The sequence below is a fragment of the Amycolatopsis lexingtonensis genome, assembly GCF_014873755.1.
GTDB classification, from domain to species: Bacteria; Actinomycetota; Actinomycetes; order Mycobacteriales; family Pseudonocardiaceae; genus Amycolatopsis; species Amycolatopsis lexingtonensis.
On sequence record NZ_JADBEG010000001.1, the window covers coordinates 6,286,881 to 6,304,669 of the forward strand.

The 17,789-nt window shown below is 72.8% G+C and carries 19 protein-coding genes and 1 pseudogene; 9 read left to right on the forward strand and 11 right to left on the reverse strand.

Annotated elements, in window-relative coordinates; all coding sequences use genetic code 11:
• Positions 1–46: 46 nt before the first annotated feature.
• The gene (locus H4696_RS28345; protein WP_192782583.1) at positions 47–961 is read left to right on the forward strand and encodes a LysR family transcriptional regulator; all 915 of its coding nucleotides are present in this window, start codon (positions 47–49) and stop codon (positions 959–961) included.
• 308 nt (positions 962–1,269) lie between these two features.
• On the opposite strand, the gene H4696_RS28350 is transcribed toward H4696_RS28345, so the two are convergent.
• Together H4696_RS28350 and H4696_RS28355 are read right to left on the reverse strand one after the other, a co-directional pair.
• Positions 1,270–2,724, reverse strand: coding sequence for a M17 family metallopeptidase (locus H4696_RS28350; RefSeq protein ID WP_192782584.1), 1,455 nt, complete (start codon positions 2,722–2,724; stop codon positions 1,270–1,272).
• Between the two features lie 90 nt (positions 2,725–2,814).
• The gene (locus H4696_RS28355; RefSeq protein ID WP_013222969.1) at positions 2,815–2,982 is read right to left on the reverse strand and encodes a DUF3117 domain-containing protein; all 168 of its coding nucleotides are present in this window, start codon (positions 2,980–2,982) and stop codon (positions 2,815–2,817) included.
• A 198-nt stretch (positions 2,983–3,180) separates the two neighbouring features.
• On the opposite strand from H4696_RS28355, the gene H4696_RS28360 reads away from it, so the two are divergent.
• A complete protein-coding gene (locus H4696_RS28360; protein WP_086860938.1) occupies positions 3,181–3,975 on the forward strand; it encodes an enoyl-CoA hydratase-related protein in 795 nt (264 codons plus the stop codon).
• Positions 3,976–4,015: 40 nt separating this feature from the next.
• On the opposite strand, the gene H4696_RS28365 is transcribed toward H4696_RS28360, so the two are convergent.
• From H4696_RS28365 to H4696_RS28385, 5 genes are read right to left on the reverse strand one after another with little or no spacing between them, the layout of a single operon-like run.
• On the reverse strand, positions 4,016–4,582 hold the full coding sequence (locus tag H4696_RS28365; RefSeq protein WP_086860939.1) for a DNA-3-methyladenine glycosylase I: 567 nt from the start codon (positions 4,580–4,582) through the stop codon (positions 4,016–4,018).
• Positions 4,575–5,033 (reverse strand): SRPBCC family protein, encoded by a 459-nt coding sequence (locus tag H4696_RS28370; RefSeq protein ID WP_086860941.1) that lies wholly within the window; start codon positions 5,031–5,033, stop codon positions 4,575–4,577. The genes H4696_RS28365 and H4696_RS28370 overlap by 8 nt, the downstream gene beginning before the upstream one ends.
• A complete protein-coding gene (locus H4696_RS28375; RefSeq protein ID WP_086860943.1) occupies positions 5,030–5,353 on the reverse strand; it encodes a DivIVA domain-containing protein in 324 nt (107 codons plus the stop codon). The genes H4696_RS28370 and H4696_RS28375 overlap by 4 nt, the downstream gene beginning before the upstream one ends.
• Complete coding sequence (locus H4696_RS28380) at positions 5,350–6,018, reverse strand: permease prefix domain 1-containing protein (RefSeq protein WP_086860945.1); 669 nt, start codon at positions 6,016–6,018, stop codon at positions 5,350–5,352. The genes H4696_RS28375 and H4696_RS28380 overlap by 4 nt, the downstream gene beginning before the upstream one ends.
• A complete protein-coding gene (locus tag H4696_RS28385) occupies positions 6,015–6,332 on the reverse strand; it encodes a helix-turn-helix transcriptional regulator (protein WP_086860947.1) in 318 nt (105 codons plus the stop codon). Before H4696_RS28385 ends, H4696_RS28380 begins: the two co-directional genes overlap by 4 nt.
• A 140-nt stretch (positions 6,333–6,472) precedes the next feature.
• Here H4696_RS28385 and H4696_RS28390 point away from each other — a divergent pair, with 140 nt between their 5' ends.
• From H4696_RS28390 to cydC, 4 genes are read left to right on the forward strand one after another with little or no spacing between them, the layout of a single operon-like run.
• Positions 6,473–7,633 (forward strand): cytochrome ubiquinol oxidase subunit I, encoded by a 1,161-nt coding sequence (locus H4696_RS28390; RefSeq protein ID WP_086860948.1) that lies wholly within the window; start codon positions 6,473–6,475, stop codon positions 7,631–7,633.
• A gap of 3 nt (positions 7,634–7,636) precedes the next feature.
• Entirely contained in the window at positions 7,637–8,623 is a 987-nt protein-coding gene (gene cydB, locus H4696_RS28395) for a cytochrome d ubiquinol oxidase subunit II (protein WP_086860950.1), read from the forward strand.
• A 10-nt stretch (positions 8,624–8,633) separates the two neighbouring features.
• Entirely contained in the window at positions 8,634–10,193 is a 1,560-nt protein-coding gene (gene cydD, locus H4696_RS28400; RefSeq protein WP_249027016.1) for a thiol reductant ABC exporter subunit CydD, read from the forward strand.
• Positions 10,190–11,782, forward strand: coding sequence for a thiol reductant ABC exporter subunit CydC (gene cydC / locus H4696_RS28405; protein WP_086860953.1), 1,593 nt, complete (start codon positions 10,190–10,192; stop codon positions 11,780–11,782). The genes cydD and cydC overlap by 4 nt, the downstream gene beginning before the upstream one ends.
• Here the strand turns inward: cydC and H4696_RS28410 are convergent.
• Positions 11,718–12,620 carry a glucosyl-3-phosphoglycerate synthase gene (locus H4696_RS28410; RefSeq protein WP_086860955.1) on the reverse strand — a complete coding sequence of 301 codons (903 nt, stop codon included), beginning with the start codon at positions 12,618–12,620 and terminating at the stop codon, positions 11,718–11,720. The genes cydC and H4696_RS28410 overlap by 65 nt on opposite strands.
• A gap of 51 nt (positions 12,621–12,671) precedes the next feature.
• Between H4696_RS28410 and H4696_RS28415 the strand changes: the two genes are divergently transcribed.
• The gene (locus H4696_RS28415; protein ID WP_086860957.1) at positions 12,672–13,346 is read left to right on the forward strand and encodes a lysophospholipid acyltransferase family protein; all 675 of its coding nucleotides are present in this window, start codon (positions 12,672–12,674) and stop codon (positions 13,344–13,346) included.
• Position 13,347: 1 nt separating this feature from the next.
• On the opposite strand, the gene H4696_RS28420 is transcribed toward H4696_RS28415, so the two are convergent.
• Complete coding sequence (locus H4696_RS28420) at positions 13,348–14,064, reverse strand: SDR family oxidoreductase (protein WP_086860958.1); 717 nt, start codon at positions 14,062–14,064, stop codon at positions 13,348–13,350.
• Between the two features lie 70 nt (positions 14,065–14,134).
• Here H4696_RS28420 and H4696_RS28425 point away from each other — a divergent pair.
• A pseudogene (locus H4696_RS28425) lies at positions 14,135–14,875 on the forward strand (LysR family transcriptional regulator); the annotation flags it as partial.
• Positions 14,876–14,945: 70 nt separating this feature from the next.
• Here H4696_RS28425 and H4696_RS28430 read toward each other — a convergent pair.
• Positions 14,946–15,530, reverse strand: a complete 585-nt coding sequence (locus tag H4696_RS28430) for an LOG family protein (protein WP_086860959.1) — start codon at positions 15,528–15,530, stop codon at positions 14,946–14,948.
• Complete coding sequence (locus H4696_RS28435; RefSeq protein ID WP_086860961.1) at positions 15,530–16,315, reverse strand: LOG family protein; 786 nt, start codon at positions 16,313–16,315, stop codon at positions 15,530–15,532. The genes H4696_RS28430 and H4696_RS28435 overlap by 1 nt, the downstream gene beginning before the upstream one ends.
• 139 nt (positions 16,316–16,454) lie before the next feature.
• On the opposite strand from H4696_RS28435, the gene H4696_RS28440 reads away from it, so the two are divergent.
• Positions 16,455–17,747 (forward strand): helix-turn-helix domain-containing protein, encoded by a 1,293-nt coding sequence (locus H4696_RS28440; protein WP_192782585.1) that lies wholly within the window; start codon positions 16,455–16,457, stop codon positions 17,745–17,747.
• Positions 17,748–17,789: the final 42 nt, after the last annotated feature.

Below are 17,789 nucleotides of genomic sequence, written 5' to 3' on the forward strand. Positions count from 1 at the left end.
TGAAAGTAAGCAGAGCTAACCAATACGTCCAATGCGTTCGGCTGGCATGATTCATGCGGTGACGTATGACTCGCTGTCGGCGCAGGTCGCGCCGCACCTGCCGCTGCTGGCCGCCCTCCGGAAGACGGGGAACATCACACGCGCGGCCGAGCTGCTGGGCGTCCCGCAACCGACGGTCAGCCGCCGGCTCGCGGCACTGGCGGACGCGCTGGGCGCACCCCTGACGGTGCCGGACGGCCGCGGCATCCGCCTCACGCGTGCGGCGGACCTGCTGGCGGAAGCGGCGGAGCGCGGCTTGGCGGCCCTCGAGACCGGCGTCCGGCTGGCGCGGGAGGAGGTGTCGCCAGAGTCGGGGCACGTGGTGCTCGGGTTCCTGCACCTGCTCGGCCGGTCGCTGGTGCCGTCGCTGCTGCGCGGCCACCGGGCGCGGCACCCGGGGGTGCGGTTCACGCTGGTCCAGGGCTCGCGGCAGGAGATGGTCGACCGCCTGGTCGCCGGTGAGCTGGACCTGGCGCTGCTGGCGCCGCTGCCGTCTGTTCCGGCGCTGGCTTCCGCGGGCCTGGTCGACGAGGAGATCCTGCTGTCGGTCCCGGCGGGGCATCCCCTGGCCGGGCGGCGGTCGGTGCGGGTTGCGGAGCTGGCGGACGAGGAGTTCGTGCTGCTGGAGCAGGGCTACGGCGTGCGGACTCTGACGGACGAACTCTGCGCGGCGGCGGGGTTCACGCCGCGGATCGCGTTCGAGGGCCAGGAGTCGGACACGGTGCGCGGCCTGGTGGCGGCGGGCCTGGGGGTGGCGCTGCTGCCGCGGTTCGGGCCGGGCAGCCCGGCGGGGGTCGCGGAGGTGCCGCTGTCGCCGCGGCCGTACCGGACGATCGGGCTGGCTTGGCGGGCGGAGGAGCCGATGACCCCGGCGGTGACCGGCTTCCGCGACCACGTGCTGGCTACCGCAGGCCGCGGCTGAGCGCTGAGCAGCGGTTCAGGAGCTTCCGCGATCACGTCGTGGCCACGCTGAGGGGCTCCGTGGATCACGGCCGGAGGAGGTGTCGGCCGGACGTCCTGAATGACTCATTCAGGTCTTCGGAGGTCCTGAATGACTCATTCAAGACCTTCGCCGAACCGCCGGCACCCGTCAGGCCACCCCATCCCCCGTCGGGCAAGCCCCCGCCCAACCCTGGGGGGCGTCCCTGCTCCAGCCTATCGGCACCCACCGACGAACCCGGCCACGAACAGCAGGTTGTCCACACCCCAGCCGGGATGTGGACAAACCGCTCAGCCCAGCGAAGCCGCCAGCTCCACCAGGGTCCGGGCCGCGAAGCCCGTCGCGCCCGGGACCACCTCGTCGTAGTTCTTCTCCGACCGTGCCGGCCCCGCGATGTCCAGGTGCGCCCACGGCAGCCCGGACGTGAACTCGCGCAGGAACAACGCCGCCGTGATGCTGCCCGGGCCACCAGGCGTCTGCCGGACGTCGCCGAACTCGCCGCGGACGTTCTCCGCGTAGTCCTCGACCAGGGGCATGCGCCACCACGCCTCGCCCACGCGCGCGCCCGCCGCGATCACCGCGTCCGCCAGCGAAGAATCCGAAGCGAACAACCCGCCCGTCCGCAGGCCGAGCGAGACCTTCATCGCGCCGGTCAGCGTCGCCGCGTCGACGACGTAGTCCGGGCTGAAGCGGCGGATGCCGTAGGCCAGCGCGTCCGCCAGGACCATGCGGCCCTCCGCGTCGGTGTTCGCGACCTCGGTCGTCTTGCCGCCGTAGTGGCGGACGATGTCGCCGGGCCGGTACGCCGAGCCCGACACGTGGTTCTCCGCCGCCGGCACCAGCGCCGTCACGCGCACCGGCAGGCCGAGGGCCGCGATCGCGCGGGTCGCGGCGATCACGGCCGCGCCGCCCGCCATGTCCGTGCGCATCAGGTGCATGCCGTCGGCCGGCTTGATGGACAGGCCGCCCGTGTCGAACGTGATGCCCTTGCCGACCAGCAGCAGGTGCTTCGAAGCACCCGACGGCTTGTACGCCATCTCGATCAGGCGCGGCGGGCGGGCCGAGCCGCCGCCGACCGCCACGACGCCGCCGAAGCCCTGCGTCGTCAGCCACTTCTCGTCCCGGATCGTCACCTCGACGCCCGGGCCTGCCACCTTCGACGCCGTGTCCGCCAGCCACGCCGGGCTCTTCACGTTCGACGGCGTGTTCGCCAGGTCGCGGGTCAGCGCCGTCGCCGCGGCCAGTGCCGAAGCGCGGGCGACCAGCTCGCCGGCGGCCGGGTCCGCGGTCACCAGCCGGACCGTCCGCACCGACGGCTTCGGGTCCTCGCCGGACACCTTGAAGCGGTAGCCGCCCAGCAGCAGCCCGAGCGCCAGCTCGGTCACGTGCTCGCCGGACGCCTCCTCCGGCAGCTCCACCTGCACCGCGCGGAACGCCTTACCCCCGTTGTCGACGTCGTCGGCCAGCGCCGCGTTCACCGCGCGGACCAGCGCCGCGCCGGTCTTGCGGTACTGCTTCGGCTCGCCGTCGCCGAGCCCCGCGACCCACCGGGGACCGTCGCCGGGGACCGTCTGCACGTCGCCCGCCTTGCCGGTGATCCGGACGCCGCCGACCTCGAGGGGCTCGGACTCGGCGTCGTCCGCGGGCGCGGTCACGAACCGGGCCGTCGGGGTGCCGCGGCGGAGCTCCGCCGTTACCTCGATGTCGAGCAGACTGGTCGGAACGGGGGGTAGCGGATTACGCACAGTGAGCAACCTCCGGGCGCTGAGGAACCGCGACCCCGGCCTCCGAAGGGAGACCGGGGTGCGACGGAAGGACGGTTCGAGGGAGGCTTGCTAGCCGGTGACCTCCGCCAAAGCGGCGCCGAGGTCCTTCGCTTCTTCCGCGGAAAGTTCGACGACGAGTCGCCCACCGCCCTCGAGCGGTACGCGCATCACGAGGCCCCGCCCCTCCTTAGTCACTTCGAGGGGACCATCTCCGGTCCGGGGCTTCATGGCCGCCATAGCGTGCTCCCTCCGTCTCAACCGGCGCGCCCGGGTCGCGCTCGCGTGAAAGCCAGCCGGGTCTGGTGTCCATTGTCCCTCATCAGCGGCCGGGCGCATCAGCGGACCGATCTTTTGCCGCCGTATCGGTGCTGGTATGCGGCCCGGGGGAGGTGGAAGACTCTCGGCCGACCGAAGTTTTCCGCGCAAGGAGATGACGTGACCACATCCGACGTCCTGTTGACCGCCGACGCCGACGGGGTCCGCACGCTGACCCTCAACCGGCCGCAGGCGTACAACTCGCTGACCGTCGAGCTGAAGGAAGCACTGCTCGCGGCGCTGCGCGAGGCGTCCGGCGACGAAACCGTCCGCGCGGTGGTGCTGACCGGGTCCGGCAAGGCGTTCTGCGCCGGCCAGGATCTGAAGGAGCACGTCGGGCTGCTCCAGGCGGGTGACCCCGCCCCGCTACACACGGTGAAGGAGCACTACAACCCGATCGTCCAGGCGATCGTGTCGATGGAGAAGCCGGTGATCGCGGCGGTCAACGGCACCGCCGCCGGTGCCGGGGCCGCCTTCGCCTACGCCAGTGACCTGCGGATCGCCGCCGAGTCGTCGTCGTTCCTGATGGCCTTCGCCAACGTCGGGCTCGGCCCGGACTCGGGTGCGTCGTGGACGTTGCAGCGGCTGGTCGGCTACGGCCGCGCCGCCGAGCTGATGCTGCTGGCCCGGACCGTCGACGCGGCGGAGGCGCTGCGCCTCGGCCTGGTCGGCGAGGTCGTGCCGGACGAGGAGCTGCCGGCGCGCGCCCAGAAGGTCGCGGCGAAGCTCGCGGCCGGGCCGACGGTGGCCTACGCGAAGATCAAGAGCGTGCTCAACCTGGCCGCGCAGTCGACGTTCGACGAGGCCCTCGACGCCGAGGACGCCGCCCAGACCGCGCTCGGCACGACCGCCGACCACACCGAGGCCGTCGAGGCCTTCGTCGGCAAGCGCAAGCCGAACTTCCAGGGCAAGTGACGTCGTGAGTGTTCAGTCGGGTTAGAACCCGACTGAACACTCACGACCCGGCCCGGAAGCAGCCCTCGACGTGGTCGTCGACCATGCCGGTGGCCTGCATCAGCGCGTAGCACGTGGTCGGGCCGAGGAAGACGAAGCCGCGCTTTTTCAGCTCCTTCGCCATCGCCTTGGACTCGTCGGTGATGGCCGGGACGTCGGCCATCGTCGCCGGCCGCTTGTGCGACGAGGGCGCGAACGACCACAGCAGGTCGTCCAGCGGCGTGTCCAGCGCGGCGATCGCCTGCGCGTTCTTGATCGCGGCCAGGATCTTGGCCCGGTTCCGCACGATCGACGCGTCCTGCATCAGCCGCTCGACGTCGGCGTCGCCGAACTTGGCCACCTTCGCCGGCTTGAACCGCTTGAACGCCTTCCGGAAGTTCTCGCGCTTGCGCAGGATCGTGATCCACGACAGCCCCGACTGGAACGACTCGAGGCACAGCCGCTCGTACAGCTCGTCCTGCCCGTGGAGCGGCACGCCCCACTCCTCGTCGTGGTAGGCCACGTAGTCCGGGGCCGAATTGCCCCAGCTGCACCGCGGGACGCCGTCGGTGCCGAACAGCTCACTCATCCCCACCCACCGAATAGTCCTCCGCGAACCGCGCGAACCGCCGCAGCGACTGGCGCACGCCCAGCGCGAACGCGGGGCGCACCACCGGCCAGCCGAGCCGGCCCAGCGGCCCGAACGGCAGCCGCAGGTGCTCGGCCCAGACGAACGTCGAGCGCGTCGCGCCCTTCGCCACCACCTGGAACACGCCGGTGCCCTGCACGACGCTGCCGAGGTGCCGGACCGCGCACCGCACCGGCGGCTCCCAGCTCGTGATCTCCATCTTGTCCGTGAACCCGATGCCGGCCACGCCGGTGAACGCCTGCAGGCGCGACCCGACGCTGCGGCCGTTGCCCGCGACGACCTCGACCTGCGTGCCGAGCATCCACTCGCCCTGGCGCGTCCAGTCGGTGAGCGCGAGCCAGGTCGTCCCGGCCGGCGCGCGCACGTCGACCGACAGGATCAGATCCGTCACTGGGCCCCTTCGGGCGAGCTCTCCCGTTCGCGCTCGCGCTGCTCCAGCTCGCCGACCCGGGCGCGCAGCTCGTCGATCTCGACGCCGAGGCGGCGCAGCACCCAGTCCACCTCGGACATCTTGTAGCCGCGCAGCACCAGCTGGAAGCGGACCTCCGTCAGGTCCTCGCCGGTGATGTCCTCGGCGGGCAGCCGCGTCGGCGAGCTGCCCGGCGGCAGCGGGGCGAGCTCCTCACCCCGGCCGAAGACCACGGCGGCCAGCAGGAACACCACGGCGGCCACCAGCAGCATGACTACGAGGTAGATCAGCGCGGTCGTCACGCGACGATCGTGGCATACCCGCCCCAGGATCGTCTCGCGAGCACGACGAGCCGCAGCGAAAGCAGCACCCAGGCGACCATCAGCACCGCGCACGGGACGCTCAGGAACAGCCGTGACGCGTCCACGAACCCGGTCGTGCTGATCAGCAGCCCGACCGAAGCCAGGTTGACGCCGACCGCGAGCGCGATGAGGGTGCCGCAGAACCGCGCGAGCCCGGCGCCGTCCAGGTGCCGGCTCAGCCAGCGGATGCCGAGCAGGGCGAGCACGCCGATCACCGGCACGACGAACACCGCGCCGTGGCTGACGTGCGTGACGACCTTGTACCACCCCGGCGTCGGCGTCGAGATCCTCGTCCACTCGCCGAAGGTGAGGATCCGGGCGTAGTCCCACGCCAGCTGCATCGCCGGGACGCCGATGACCAGCTTCCACAGCGTCCGGACGCCGCTGAGCATGCCGAGCTCGGCCTGGTAGTCGCGGGCGACGACGGCCGCCGGGCCGAAGTCGGCGACCGCGCGGCGCTCGGCTTCCTCGTCGCTCCAGCCGCCCGCGCGGTACGCGTCGGCGGCGTCGTGCAGGCCGTCCCTGGCCTCCCCCAGCAGGTCGGCCTTGAACCGGCCGCAGCCGTGCAGCCGCCGGTCCAGGTCTCCCAGGTATTCGTCGATCATGCCCCCAGCACTCCCCCGATGACCGTCGTGAACTCCCGCCACTCGGCGCGTTCGGCGGCCAACGCCTGCTGGCCGGAGCGGGTGAGCCGGTAGGTGCGCCGCTTGCGGCCGGAGACGACGTCCCACTCGCTGGCCAGCCAGCCGGCCCGCTCGAGCCGGCGCAGCGCCGGGTAGACCGTGCCGGTCGGCAGGTCGAGCGCGCCTTCGCTGCGCAGCTGGAGCGCCTCGATGATCGCGTAGCCGTGCAGCTTCCGGCCGTCGAGGACCGCCAGCAGCAACGCGTCGAGGTGCCCGCGCAAGGTGTCCGCCTTCATAGGTACGCAGTCTACGCATCCCACCCCGGAGAGGCTATTGGCCGACGGCAGGGGACGCACCCGGGTATTTCCCGGAGATGACCCGGATCTCATGGATTTGGTGGCTACATGTAGCCAGACTACGTATATAGTCGGGCGCCATGGATGCACTCCCGGTCGCGAGACTCCAGTTCGCGACGACGACTTCGTTCCACTTCCTGTTCGTGCTGCTCACACTGGGGTTGATCACGATGGTGGCCGTGATGCAGACGCGCGCGGCGGTCGGCGGCAAGCCCGAACTGCTGCGGATGACCCGCTACTGGGGCCGCTTGTACGTGATCAATTACGCGCTGGGGATCGTCACCGGAATAGTGATGGAATTCCAGTTCGGGCTGACCTGGACCGGGTTGTCCACATTCGCCGGTGACGTCTTCGGCGCACCGCTGGCCATCGAGACGCTGGTCGCGTTCTTCCTGGAGTCGACCTTCCTCGGCCTGTGGATCTTCGGCTTCGGGCGGCTGGGCAAGTGGCTGCACCTGACGCTGATCTGGCTGGTCACGCTGACCGCGTACGCGTCGGCGCTGTTCGTCATGCTGGCCAACTCGTTCCTGCAGAACCCGGTCGGCAGCCGGCTCGAAGGCGGCACGCTACGCCTCGACGACTTCGGCGCGCTGTTCTCGAACCCGGCGCTGGTCGCATCGCTGCCGCACGTCGTCAGCGCCGCGCTGGTGACCGGCGGGTTCTTCGTCGTCGGCATCAGCGCGTACCACTTCCTGAAGCGCACGGCGGAGGTCGAGTTCTTCCGCCGGTCGATGCGGATCGGCGTGGTCACGGCGCTGATCGGCTCGATCCTGGTGGTCAACCAGGGCTTCGCGCAGTTCGGCGAGCTGAAGATGTACCAGCCGGACAAGCTGGGCGGGAGCGCGGTGGGCCTGCCGCTGGGCGTGATGATCACGCTCGGCTTCGCCATGCTGCTGTGCGCGCTCCTGGGGACACTGCTGCTGGTCCGGAACTGGCTCACCAAGGCCCGGTTCCTGCACTACCTGATGGTCGCGGCGATCCCGCTGCCCTTCGTCGCGGCGATCATGGGCTGGCTGGTGCGCGAGCTCGGCCGCCAGCCCTGGCTGGTCTGGGGGAAGCTGCGCACCGCCGACGCCGTCGCGGACGTCCCGGCCGGCCAGATCCTGTTCTCCTTCATCGCTTTCTCGCTGCTGTTCGCCGCGCTCGCGGTCGCCGACTGGGTGCTCCTGGCGCGGGTCGCCAAGCGCGGCCCGGAGCCGGTCGACGAGCCCGCCGAGCTGCCCGTCCTGAGCGGAGTCTGACCGATGGTGACCTTGTGGTGGTGCGTGCTGGGCCTGCTGACCTGCGGGTACTTCGCGCTCGCGGGCTACGACTACGGCGTCGGGCTGCTCCTGCCCGCGTTCGAGACCGGCGAACGGCGGCGGCGCCAGACCCTCGGCGCGCTCGGCCCGTTCTTCCTGGCCAACGAGGTGTGGCTGGTGGCGGCGGTCGGGCTGCTGTTCGGCGCGTTCCCGCACCTGGAGGGCAAGGTGTTCGCCGGGGCCTACGTCCTGGTCGTGACGCTGCTGCTCGGCCTGGTCACGTTCACCGCGTCGATGCAGCTGCGCAGCCGCCGCCCGGACGCGCGGCGCGGCGCCTGGACCGCGGGCATCGTCGGCGGCGCGCTGGTGACGGCGCTGTCGTGGGGCCTGTTCCTCGGCAACCTCGTGGCCGGGCTGCCCCTGGCCGCCGACGGCTCGCCGTCCGGGGACGTCCTCGCGCTCTTCAGCCCGTACGCCGTGCTGTGGGGGCTCGGGTTCGTGGCGCTGTTCGCCTTGCAGGGCGCGGCGTTCCTGGCCGTGCGCGCCCCGGCCGAGCTGACCGGGCGCGCGGTCCGGCTGGCCCGGGCGTTCACCGCGCCCGTGCTCGCGTTCCTGGTGATCACGACCGTGTGGAGCGCTTTCACGCTCGACGGCGTGACCGCGCTCGGGGCGGGCGTGGCCGCGCTGGCCTTCGCCGCGCTCGCCGTCGCCCGGCTCGGCTTGGCGCTGCGCCGCAACCGCGTCGCGCTCGTCGGCTCGATGGTCCTGTCCGCCTGCCCGGCACTGCTCGCCGGCACGGTGCGGTTCCCCGCGGTGCTGGTCTCGCCCGGGTACGCGCTGACGGTCGACCAGGCGGCGACGGCCCCGGGGACGTTCGCGGTCCTGACGTGGTTCGCCCCGCCGTCGCTGCTGGTGCTGCTGGTCGTGCAGTGGCTGACCTGGCGCGCCCACCGCCATCCCGTCGACCAGCGCTCGCTGCTGCACTTCTAGGGGGAACGCCGTGCCCGCTCTGCCCGGACTCCGGCGCTACCTGGCCGTGCTGGCCGCGCTCGGGGTGCTCACCGCCGCGTCAGTGCTCGTCCAGGCCGAAGGTCTCGCCACGCTGCTCACCGGCGGCGGTGTCTCGCTGCTCCTGGTCGTCGCGATCGCCGCGCGGGCACTGCTTTCGTGGGCGCACGGTGTCCTCAGTGGACGGTTCGCGGCTTCGGTGCGCGCGGGTCTGCGCCGCCGGTTGCTCGACTCGCGCGCCGATCGCGCGGGCGTCGTCGCGACGCAGGTGACGCGCGGGGCCGACGCCACGGACAGCTACCTGACCGGCTACCTGCCGTCGCTGGTCGTGTCGGTGGTGGTGCCGGCCGCGGTGATCGCGCGGCTGTTCACGACGGACCTGGTGTCGGCGCTGATCGTCACGGCGACGCTCCCGCTGATTCCGGTGTTCGCGATCCTGGTCGGCAAGCACACCGCGGCGCGGACCGAGCGGCAGTGGTCACTGTTGCTGCGGCTGGGTGGTCACTTCCTCGACGTGGTGCGGGGACTCGGGACGCTCCGGCTGTTCGGCCGGGCGGCGGCGCAGGCCTCGACGGTCCGTTCGATGACGTCCGCCCACACGGACGCGACGATGAAGACGTTGCGGATCGCGTTCCTTTCGGCGCTGGTGCTGGAACTGGTGGCGACGATGTCGGTGGCGCTGGTGGCGGTGCCGATCGGGTTCCGCCTCCTCGACGGCGGCCTCGACGCGCGGACGGCGATGCTGGTGCTCGTGCTGGCGCCGGAGGCGTACCTGCCGTTGCGCGCGGCGGGCGCGAAGTTCCACGCGGCGGCCGAGGGGTTGACGGCGTTGCGGGAAGCGCTTGCGGTACCGGTCGTTCCTTCTCGGACGGCGGTTTCGGTGCGGCGGCGGGGTGCGCCTTCGCTGACGCTGGAGCGGGTTTCGGTTTCTTACGACGGTGTGCCGGTGTTGTCCGATGTGGACCTGTGCGTGCCGGCGGGGGCGCGGATCGCCTTGGTGGGGCCGAGCGGGTCGGGGAAGAGCACCTTGTTGGCGGTGCTGCTGGGGTTCGTGACGCCTTCGTCGGGGCGGGTGCTCGTCGACGGGGTGGACCTGCGGTCGCTGTCGCCGGACGACTGGCTCGCCGATGTGGCTTGGGTACCGCAGCGGCCGACGTTGTTCCGGGGGACGCTGGCGGAGAACATCGCTTTGGGCCTGCCGGCCGACGTCCCGGCCGCGGCTCGTGCCGCGGCGCTGGATTCCGTGGCGGCGGGATTGCCCGCGGGGTATGAGACTCAGGTGGGCGAGCTGGGCGAGGGCTTGTCGGCGGGGCAGCGGCAGCGGGTGGGATTGGCCCGGGCGCTAGCCCGGACGTCTGCGGGGTTGGTGTTGCTCGACGAGCCGACGACTCGGCTGGATTCCCGCACGGAGGAGACGGTGCTGTCCGCGACCCGGCGGTTGCTGCCGGGTCGGACTGCGGTGCTCGTGGCCCACCGGCCGGCGATGGTCACGCTGGCGGAGCGGGTCGTGGAGCTGCGGGAGGGCCGGGTTCGTTCGGAGGTGGCCGCGTGAACCTCTGGGCTGTGTCCACAAGGGACACCCTCCGCCTCATCCGCGCCGCCCTCCTCGGCGCCGGAGCCGAACTCGCCGCCCTAGCCCTCATGGCCACCGCCGCCTGGCTGCTCCTCCGCGCCGCCGAACGGCCGCCGCTCGGGGCGCTTACCGTCGCCATCGTCGGGGTCCGGACCCTCGCCCTGCTCCGCGGTGGCCTCCGGTACGCCGAGCGCCTCGCCGGGCACGAAGTCGTCCTGCGCTGGCTCGGCGCTCTCCGCACCCGCGTCTACCAGGCCCTGGTACCCGGCTCACGGTTCTCCGGCGGCGACCTCGTCACCCGGCTCGTGTCCGATGTGGACGCACTGCAGGACGCCGTCCTCCGGTGGCTGCTGCCCGCCGGTGTCGCCGCACTCGTGGGAACCGCCGCCGTCGCCGTAACGGCCACCGCTTCCGTACCAGCCGCTGCTGCGCTCGGTGCCGGGTTGCTCGTCGCCGGTGGGCTGCTCCCCTGGCTGGTCGTCCGCGTCACCGCCCGGGCAGCGCGCGAAACCGCCCCGAAACGCGCCGAACTCGCCGAACGCGCTGTCGAACTCGTCACCGGGCACCGCGAACTCGTCGCCGCCGGTGCGCTGGACGAGCACCGGGCCCGGGCGACCACCGCCGTCGACGGGATCGCCGTGAGCGAGCGGGCCACCTCGGGTGCGGCCGCGCTGCTCGGCGCCGCCGGGGTGCTCGTCCAGCTGGGCACCACCGTCGCCGTCGCGCTGCTCGCCGACGCCTCCGTGCCCTGGACCGCCGCGCTCACCCTGGCCGCCATGGCGAGCTTCGAGGTCGTCCTCCCGCTGGTCGGGGCCGCCCGGCGGGTGCCGGAGATCCGCGCGTCGGCCGCCCGGGTGCGGGCCGTCCTCGCCGAGCCGCCCACCCCGAAGGGCACCCGCACGCCGGAAAAGGGGCACTTCAGGCTCGAAAGCGCCGGCGTCCGACACCCGGGCCGCGCCCCCGCGCTGCAGCGGATCGACCTGGACCTGCCGCCCGGCAAGCGCGTCGGGATCCTCGGCCCCAGCGGCGCCGGGAAGACGACGCTGCTCCGCCTCCTCCTCGGCAGCCAGCCCGCCACCGAAGGCCGCGTGTTCCTCGACGGCCACCCGCTCGGCGAGTACGCGGACCTGTCGAAAGTCATCTCGGGCGCCGAAGCCGACGCGCACGTCTTCCACACGACCGTCCGCGAGAACCTCCTCCTCGCGAAACCGGCCGCGACCGATGACGAGCTGCGAGAAGCGTGCGAGATCGCCGGGTTCGACCTGGGGCTCGACCGCGAGACCGGCCCGGACGGCGACGCCCTCTCCGGCGGTCAGCGGCAGCGGCTGGTCCTCGCCCGCGCGGTCCTGGCGGCCCCGCCGGTGCTGGTGCTCGACGAGCCCGTCGAAGGCCTCGACCCCGCGCACGGCGACGCCGTCCTGAAGAACGTCCTCACGCACGCCCGAGGCACCGTCGTCCTGGTCACCCACCGCCCCGAGCACCTCGACGGCTTCGACGAGGTGCTCACCCTCGAGGACGGGCGAGCACTTCCCGCATCGGCGGCCGGTCGGCGACCCGGACGGTCGTGACGTCCGGCAGCCACTCCTCGTCGACCTGGACGAACTGCGTGAACGGCGCGTCGGCGGCCGGGACCCCGCAGCGGGCCAGCGCCGTGCCCAGGATCTGGCGGGACATCACGCCCAGCTGGGGCAGCGAGCGGTTCCGGTGCTTGCGGACGCCGAGGTTGACCTGGGCGAGCCCGTCGAGGCCGTACCGCGCCTCGGCGTCGAGGAGCAGCCCGATCTCGACGCCGTAGCCGGCGGCGAACGGCACCGATTCGAGGAACTCGCGCGTGCCCGCGTACTCGCCGCCGAGGGGCTGGACCAGCCCGCCGAGCGCGGGACGCAGCGCCGAAAGCACCGGCCGCGCCAGCAGCTCCGTGACGCGCCCGCCGCCGCTGCTCTCCAGCCGCAGCGGACGGCGGTAGAAGCCCTTGACCAGGTGCACGCCCGGCTCGGTGACCAGCGGCCCGAGCAGCGACGGCACGAACGCCGGGTCCGGGTCGACCAGGTCGGAGTCGAGGAAGACGACGAGGTCGCCGCTGGTGGCGGCCAGCGAGCGCCACAGCACCTCGCCCTTGCCGGGGACCGGCGGCAGGTCCGGCAGCACGTCCTCGCGGCGGACCACCCGGGCGCCCGCGGCCTCGGCGACCCGCGCGGTGGCGTCCGCCGACCCCGAGTCCACCACGACGAGCTCGTCGACGACCGAGCCGACCAGGGGGCGGACCGACGCGACGACGGCACCCACGGTCCGCTCCTCGTCGAGGGCCGGTAGCACGACGGAAACCGTGCGGTCACCCTTCGCGGTCACGATGTCCTCGGGCGTCCAACCGGGCTCCTGCCACGTACGCCGCTCGAACCAACTCACGAGTAACGATCGTGCCATGCTGGTGTCACCGCCACCGAGGAGGAGGACCACTTGATCGCGCAGCTTGTCCGCTTCGTGCTGGGGCCGCTGGCCAGGGCGCTCTACCGGCCCGAGGTGCACGGCGTGGAGAACGTGCCCGCGACGGGCCCGGTGCTGCTGGCGGCCAACCACCGGGCGGCGCTCGACACCGGCGTGATCACGTTCACGACCCCGCGGCAGGTCAAGTTCCTCGGCAAGGCGGAGTACTTCGTCGGCAAGGGCCTCAAGGGCAAGGCACTGGCGGGCTTCCTCGGCGGCCTCGGCTACGTCCCGGTCGAGCGCGGCAACGCCCAGGCCGGGCTCGCCGCGCTGGAAGCGGCGCGCAAGGTCCTCGACGCCGGCGGCGTCTTCGCGATCTACCCGGAGGGCACCCGCTCCCTGGACGGCCGGCTGCACCGCGGCCACACCGGCGTCGCGGCCCTGGCCCTGGCGACCGGCGCGAAGGTGGTGCCGGTCGCGCTGACCGGCACCGAACAGCTCCAGCCGAAGGGCGCGAAGATCCCCCGGCTCGCCAAGATCTCCATCACGTTCGGCGAGCCGCTGGACTTCTCGCGCTACGAGGGCCAGGACTACGCGCCGGCGATCCGCCGGTCGGTCACCGACGAGGTGATGTACGCGATCCTGGAGATCTCGGGCCAGGAGTACGTGGACACCTACCACAAGCGGCCGAGCGAAGGCGTCGCCTGAGTCACCACGGCACCGGGCCCTCGTCGTCGACGAAGGTGCCCGTCGGGCCGTCCGCGGGAATCGTCGCCATCCGGACCGCCGCCACCGCGCCCTGTTCCGGGGTGCGGAAGCCCGCGTGGCCGTTGAGGTCGGTCGCGCAGAAGCCCGGGCAGACGGCGTTGACCAGGATCCCGTCGGGCCGCAGCTCCCGCGCGTACTGCAGGGTCAACGACGTCAGCGCGGTCTTCGACGGGGTGTAGCCCGCCGAGATCGGCAGCTGGACGGCGGGATCGGCGTTCCGGGTCAGGGACGCGGCGCTGCTGGAGACGTTGACGACGCGCGGCGCGGCCGACCGGCGCAGCAGCGGCAGCAGCGCGTTGGTGACCGTGATGACGCCGAAGAAGTTCGTCTCGAAGATCGTGCGCAGTGTGTCCAGGTCGGCCGTGCTGGGGGTCTGGTGCGCCAGGTCGGTGCCCGGCGGGCGGGCGATGGCGGCGTTGTTGACCAGCACGTCGAGCCGGCCGTAGCGCTCTTCGAGGTGGGAGGCGGCCGCGGTGACCGACGCCGGGTCCGTCACGTCGAGGACCACCGAATCCGTGCCCAGCTCCGCGGCCGCCTTCCCGCCCAGTTCCGCGCTGCGGGCGCCGATGACGACGGTGTGCCCGAGGGCGGCCAGCTGCGCGGCGATCTCGCGGCCGATGCCCTTGTTCGCGCCGGTGACCAGAGTGATTTCGTCCATGGCCCCAGCACACCAGCGGGGCGGCCGCGCGGGCCAACACCGATGCCGCATCGGCCGATACCCTGGGGATATGGAGACGCGGGAGCTCGCGTATTTCGTGGCCGTCGCCGAGGAACTGCACTTCGGCCGCGCCGCGCAGCGCCTCGGCATGGCGCAGCCGCCGCTGTCGCGCGCCATCCAGCAGCTCGAACGCCGCATGGGCGTGCCGCTGCTGAACCGCACGAGCCGCGGCGTGAGCCTGACGCCCGCGGGCGCGGTTTTCCTTGCGGAGAGCCGAAAAGCGCTCGACGCGGTGGACGCCGCCGTGCGCCGGGCGCGGCGCGCGGGGCAGGAGGTGCCGAAGCTGCTCGTGGCGATGAAGCCCGACGGCGACGCCGGCCTGCTCGAGCGGATCCTCCCCGGTTACCGGGCCGACCCGGACGCGATCGAGGTCGAGGTCGTCGTCTGCGGGATCGGCGAGCAGTCCCCCATGCTGCGCGACGGCCGCGCCGACCTGGCGTTCCTGCACGGCCCGCACGACGACTCCGTCGGGTTCGACACCGAGCTGCTGCTGGAGCAGGACCAGCTGGCGCTGCTCCCCCTCGGCCACCGCCTGGCCGGCCGGGCGGCGCTGGTCATGGCCGACCTCGACGGCGAGCCGTTCCCGCGCTGGCCGGGCAGCGACGTGCCCGGGCCGGCGGTGCGCGACGCGGGCCAGCTGCTGCAGCTGGTGGCGCTGGGCCAGGTCGTCGCGGTGGTCCCGGAGTCGGCCCGGCGCCACGTGCGGGCGGACGTCGTGTGCGTGCCGGTGCTCGACGCGCCGCGGACGTCGGTGCTGCTGGCCTGGCCCGACCGGACGCGGTCGCGCGCGGTGGCGGCCTTCGTCCGGGCGAGCACCGCCGTCAGATCCCCGGTGGCTCCTTCGCCCACTTCGGCGGAGCCGGCGGTTCGTACGTCGCGAACCGGTCCAGCAGCGCCGCCGGGTCGGCGTCCGCCATCAGCAGCTGCCGGTACTCCGGCTTGACGAACCCCTCGGTCACCATGTGGTCGGCGAACGCGAGCAGCGGCCCGTAGTAGCCGTCCACGTCGACCAGGCCGATCGGCTTGCCGTGCAGGCCGAGCTGGGCCCACGTCCAGACCTCGAACAGCTCCTCCAGCGTGCCCGCGCCGCCGGGCAGGGCCAGGAAGCCGTCCGACAGGGCGGCCATCTTGGCCTTGCGCTCGTGCATGTCGCGGACGACGTGCAGCTCGGACAGGCCCGCGTGGGAGATCTCGACCGACGACAGCGCCTCCGGGATCACGCCGATCACTTCGCCGCCCGCCGCGAGGGCCGCGTCGGCGACCACGCCCATCGTGCCGACGCTCGCGCCGCCGTAGACCAGGCCGATGCCGCGCTGGGCCAGGAGCTTGCCGAGCGCCGCCGCCTGCTCGGCGTAGCGCGGCGAGAACCCCATGGACGAGCCGCAGAACACGCAGATCCGGCTCATCAGTGGGTGTCCTCCCACGCCTGGTAGGACTCCTGGACCACGCGGACGGCGTCGTCGATGTCGTCGGTGACGTGCAGCAGGTCCAGGTCGTGCGGGCTGATCTTGCCTTCGGCCTGCACGGTCTTGGCGATCCAGTCGTAGAGGCCGCCCCAGTAGTCGCTGCCGAACAGCACCACCGGGAACTTCGTGACCTTCTTGGTCTGCACCAGCGTCAGCGCCTCGAACAGCTCGTCGAGCGTGCCGAAGCCGCCGGGCAGGCAGATGAAGGCCTGCGAATACTTGATGAACATCGTCTTGCGGGCGAAGAAGTACCGGAAGTTGACGCCGAGGTCGACCCACGGGTTCAGGCCCTGCTCGAACGGCAGCTCGATGCCGAGCCCGACGGAGAAGCCGCCGGCCTCGGCCGCGCCGCGGTTGACCGCCTCCATCGCGCCCGGCCCGCCGCCGGTCATCACCGCGAAGCCCGCGTTGGCCAGCGCGCCGCCGATCTTGCGGCCGAGCTCGTACTCCGGGTTGTCGCGCTTGGTGCGCGCCGAACCGAACACGGTGACCGCGCGCGGGACCTCGGCGAGCGCGCCGAAGCCCTCGACGAATTCGGCCTGGATCCGCAGAACGCGCCACGGGTCGGTGTGCACCCAGTCGCTGGGGCCGCGCGAATCCAGGAGCCGCTGGTCGGTGGTGCTGCCCTGGTCGCGGCGGTCGCGGCGGAGCACGACCGGGCCCTTGTGCCGCTCCACCGGGCGTTCGGGGTACTGGCCGTCCGGCCATTCAGACTGATCGCTCACTACGCCATGCTACGGCCTGACCGCCACCGAAAACGCGAGCAGCGCCGTGGCGGGGAAGTCGCGCCCGCGGCCCCGGTCCGGCGGGTCCGATCGGTCCAGAGTGGACAGATCGCGGATCGGGTCCGCGACGGCGGCGCCGATGACCTACCGTGGGGAGATGACCGAACCGCTCGGCGCGCGGATCCGGCGGTTGCGCACCGACCGCGGGTGGACCCAGCGCGAGCTCGCCGAGCCCGGCTACGACCGCGGCTTCCTGGCGAAGGTCGAGACCGGCAGCCGGCCGCCGTCGGACGAGATGCTGGCCTACCTGTCCGAGCGCTTCGGGCTGACCGTCGACGAGCTGCGGTTCGGCCGTCCCCCGGGCGTCGCCGACGAACTGCGGGCGGCACTGGACGAGGGCTACCGCGACCTGGAGCAGGGCCGCGTCGCCGACGCCGAGACGCGGTTCGCCGCCGTGGCGAAGCAGGCCGCGGGCTACCACCTCGACGACGTCGAGTGCTACGCGCGGTTCTGCCAGGCCGAGGTGAAGTGGCAGCTCTTCGACGTCGCGGGCGCGCAGGCGGACCTGGAGCACGCGGAGGAACTGGCGGCCGCGGCCCCGCCGTGGCTGCGGGCGATGATCGTGCACCGCTGGTCCGGCTGCCGGTACCTCAGCGGCGACGCGGGCACGGCGATCGCGCGCGTCGAGGCGGAGCTGGCCGCGGGACCGGCCGACCCCGACGCCGAGCTGTGCCTGCTCAGCGCGTTGATCCACCCGCTGATGGAGATGGGCGGCCTGCACCGCGCCCGCCGCGCGGCCGAGGACGGCAGGCGGCTGGCGCGCGCGGCCACGCGGCCGGACTTCGTGGCGCGCTTCCACCGCCAGGCATCGCAGGTGTGGCAGGCGATCGGGCGCGCGGACCAGGCGTTGCACGACCTGACGGAGGCGTGCCGGCTGTTCACGTCGGTGGGCTTCGACCGCGACGCGGCCCGCTGCCGCTGGGCTCGCGGCTACCTCCTGCGGCGGCTGGGCCGGCTCACCGAGGCCCGCGCGGAGCTGACGGAGGCGCGCGACCAGCTGGCGGCGATCGGTTCCGACGAGGGCCTGGCCGGTGCGACGGTCGAGCTGGCCGAGGTCCGGCTCCGCCAAGGTGCCCCGGACGAGGCGGCGGCGCTGGTCGCGGAGGTCTGGCCGCTGCTGGCCCGCGACGTCGAGGCACTGGGCGAGGCGACCGGCCTGCGCGGGCAGATCGCGCAGGCGCAGGGCGACCCGGAGACGGCGATCCGGCTGCTGCGCGAGGCGGCGGAAATCCAAACGGGAGCGTCGCTGCACGGGGCGGCGGTTTCGACGTCGCTGCGGCTCGGCGACGCGCTCCGACAACGTGGTCAGCTGGCCGAAGCCATCGAGGCCTACCGCCGTGGCCTCGACTCCGCGGCAGGCACCGAAGGCTGAATTCCCGGACCACTGGGCTCGGTGGTCCGGACCACGACCAAA

Coding starts and splice junctions, on each gene's coding strand:
- H4696_RS28420 (WP_086860958.1), bottom strand. CDS start 14,064: ATGGACGAAATCACTCTGGTCACCGGCGCGAACAAGGGCATCGGCCGC.
- H4696_RS28355 (WP_013222969.1), bottom strand. CDS start 2,982: ATGGCGGCCATGAAGCCCCGGACCGGAGATGGTCCCCTCGAAGTGACT.
- H4696_RS28440 (WP_192782585.1), top strand. CDS start 16,455: ATGACCTACCGTGGGGAGATGACCGAACCGCTCGGCGCGCGGATCCGG.
- H4696_RS28390 (WP_086860948.1), top strand. CDS start 6,473: ATGGATGCACTCCCGGTCGCGAGACTCCAGTTCGCGACGACGACTTCG.
- H4696_RS28380 (WP_086860945.1), bottom strand. CDS start 6,018: ATGATCGACGAATACCTGGGAGACCTGGACCGGCGGCTGCACGGCTGC.
- H4696_RS28385 (WP_086860947.1), bottom strand. CDS start 6,332: ATGAAGGCGGACACCTTGCGCGGGCACCTCGACGCGTTGCTGCTGGCG.
- H4696_RS28345 (WP_192782583.1), top strand. CDS start 47: ATGATTCATGCGGTGACGTATGACTCGCTGTCGGCGCAGGTCGCGCCG.
- cydB (WP_086860950.1), top strand. CDS start 7,637: ATGGTGACCTTGTGGTGGTGCGTGCTGGGCCTGCTGACCTGCGGGTAC.
- H4696_RS28365 (WP_086860939.1), bottom strand. CDS start 4,582: ATGAGTGAGCTGTTCGGCACCGACGGCGTCCCGCGGTGCAGCTGGGGC.
- H4696_RS28430 (WP_086860959.1), bottom strand. CDS start 15,530: ATGAGCCGGATCTGCGTGTTCTGCGGCTCGTCCATGGGGTTCTCGCCG.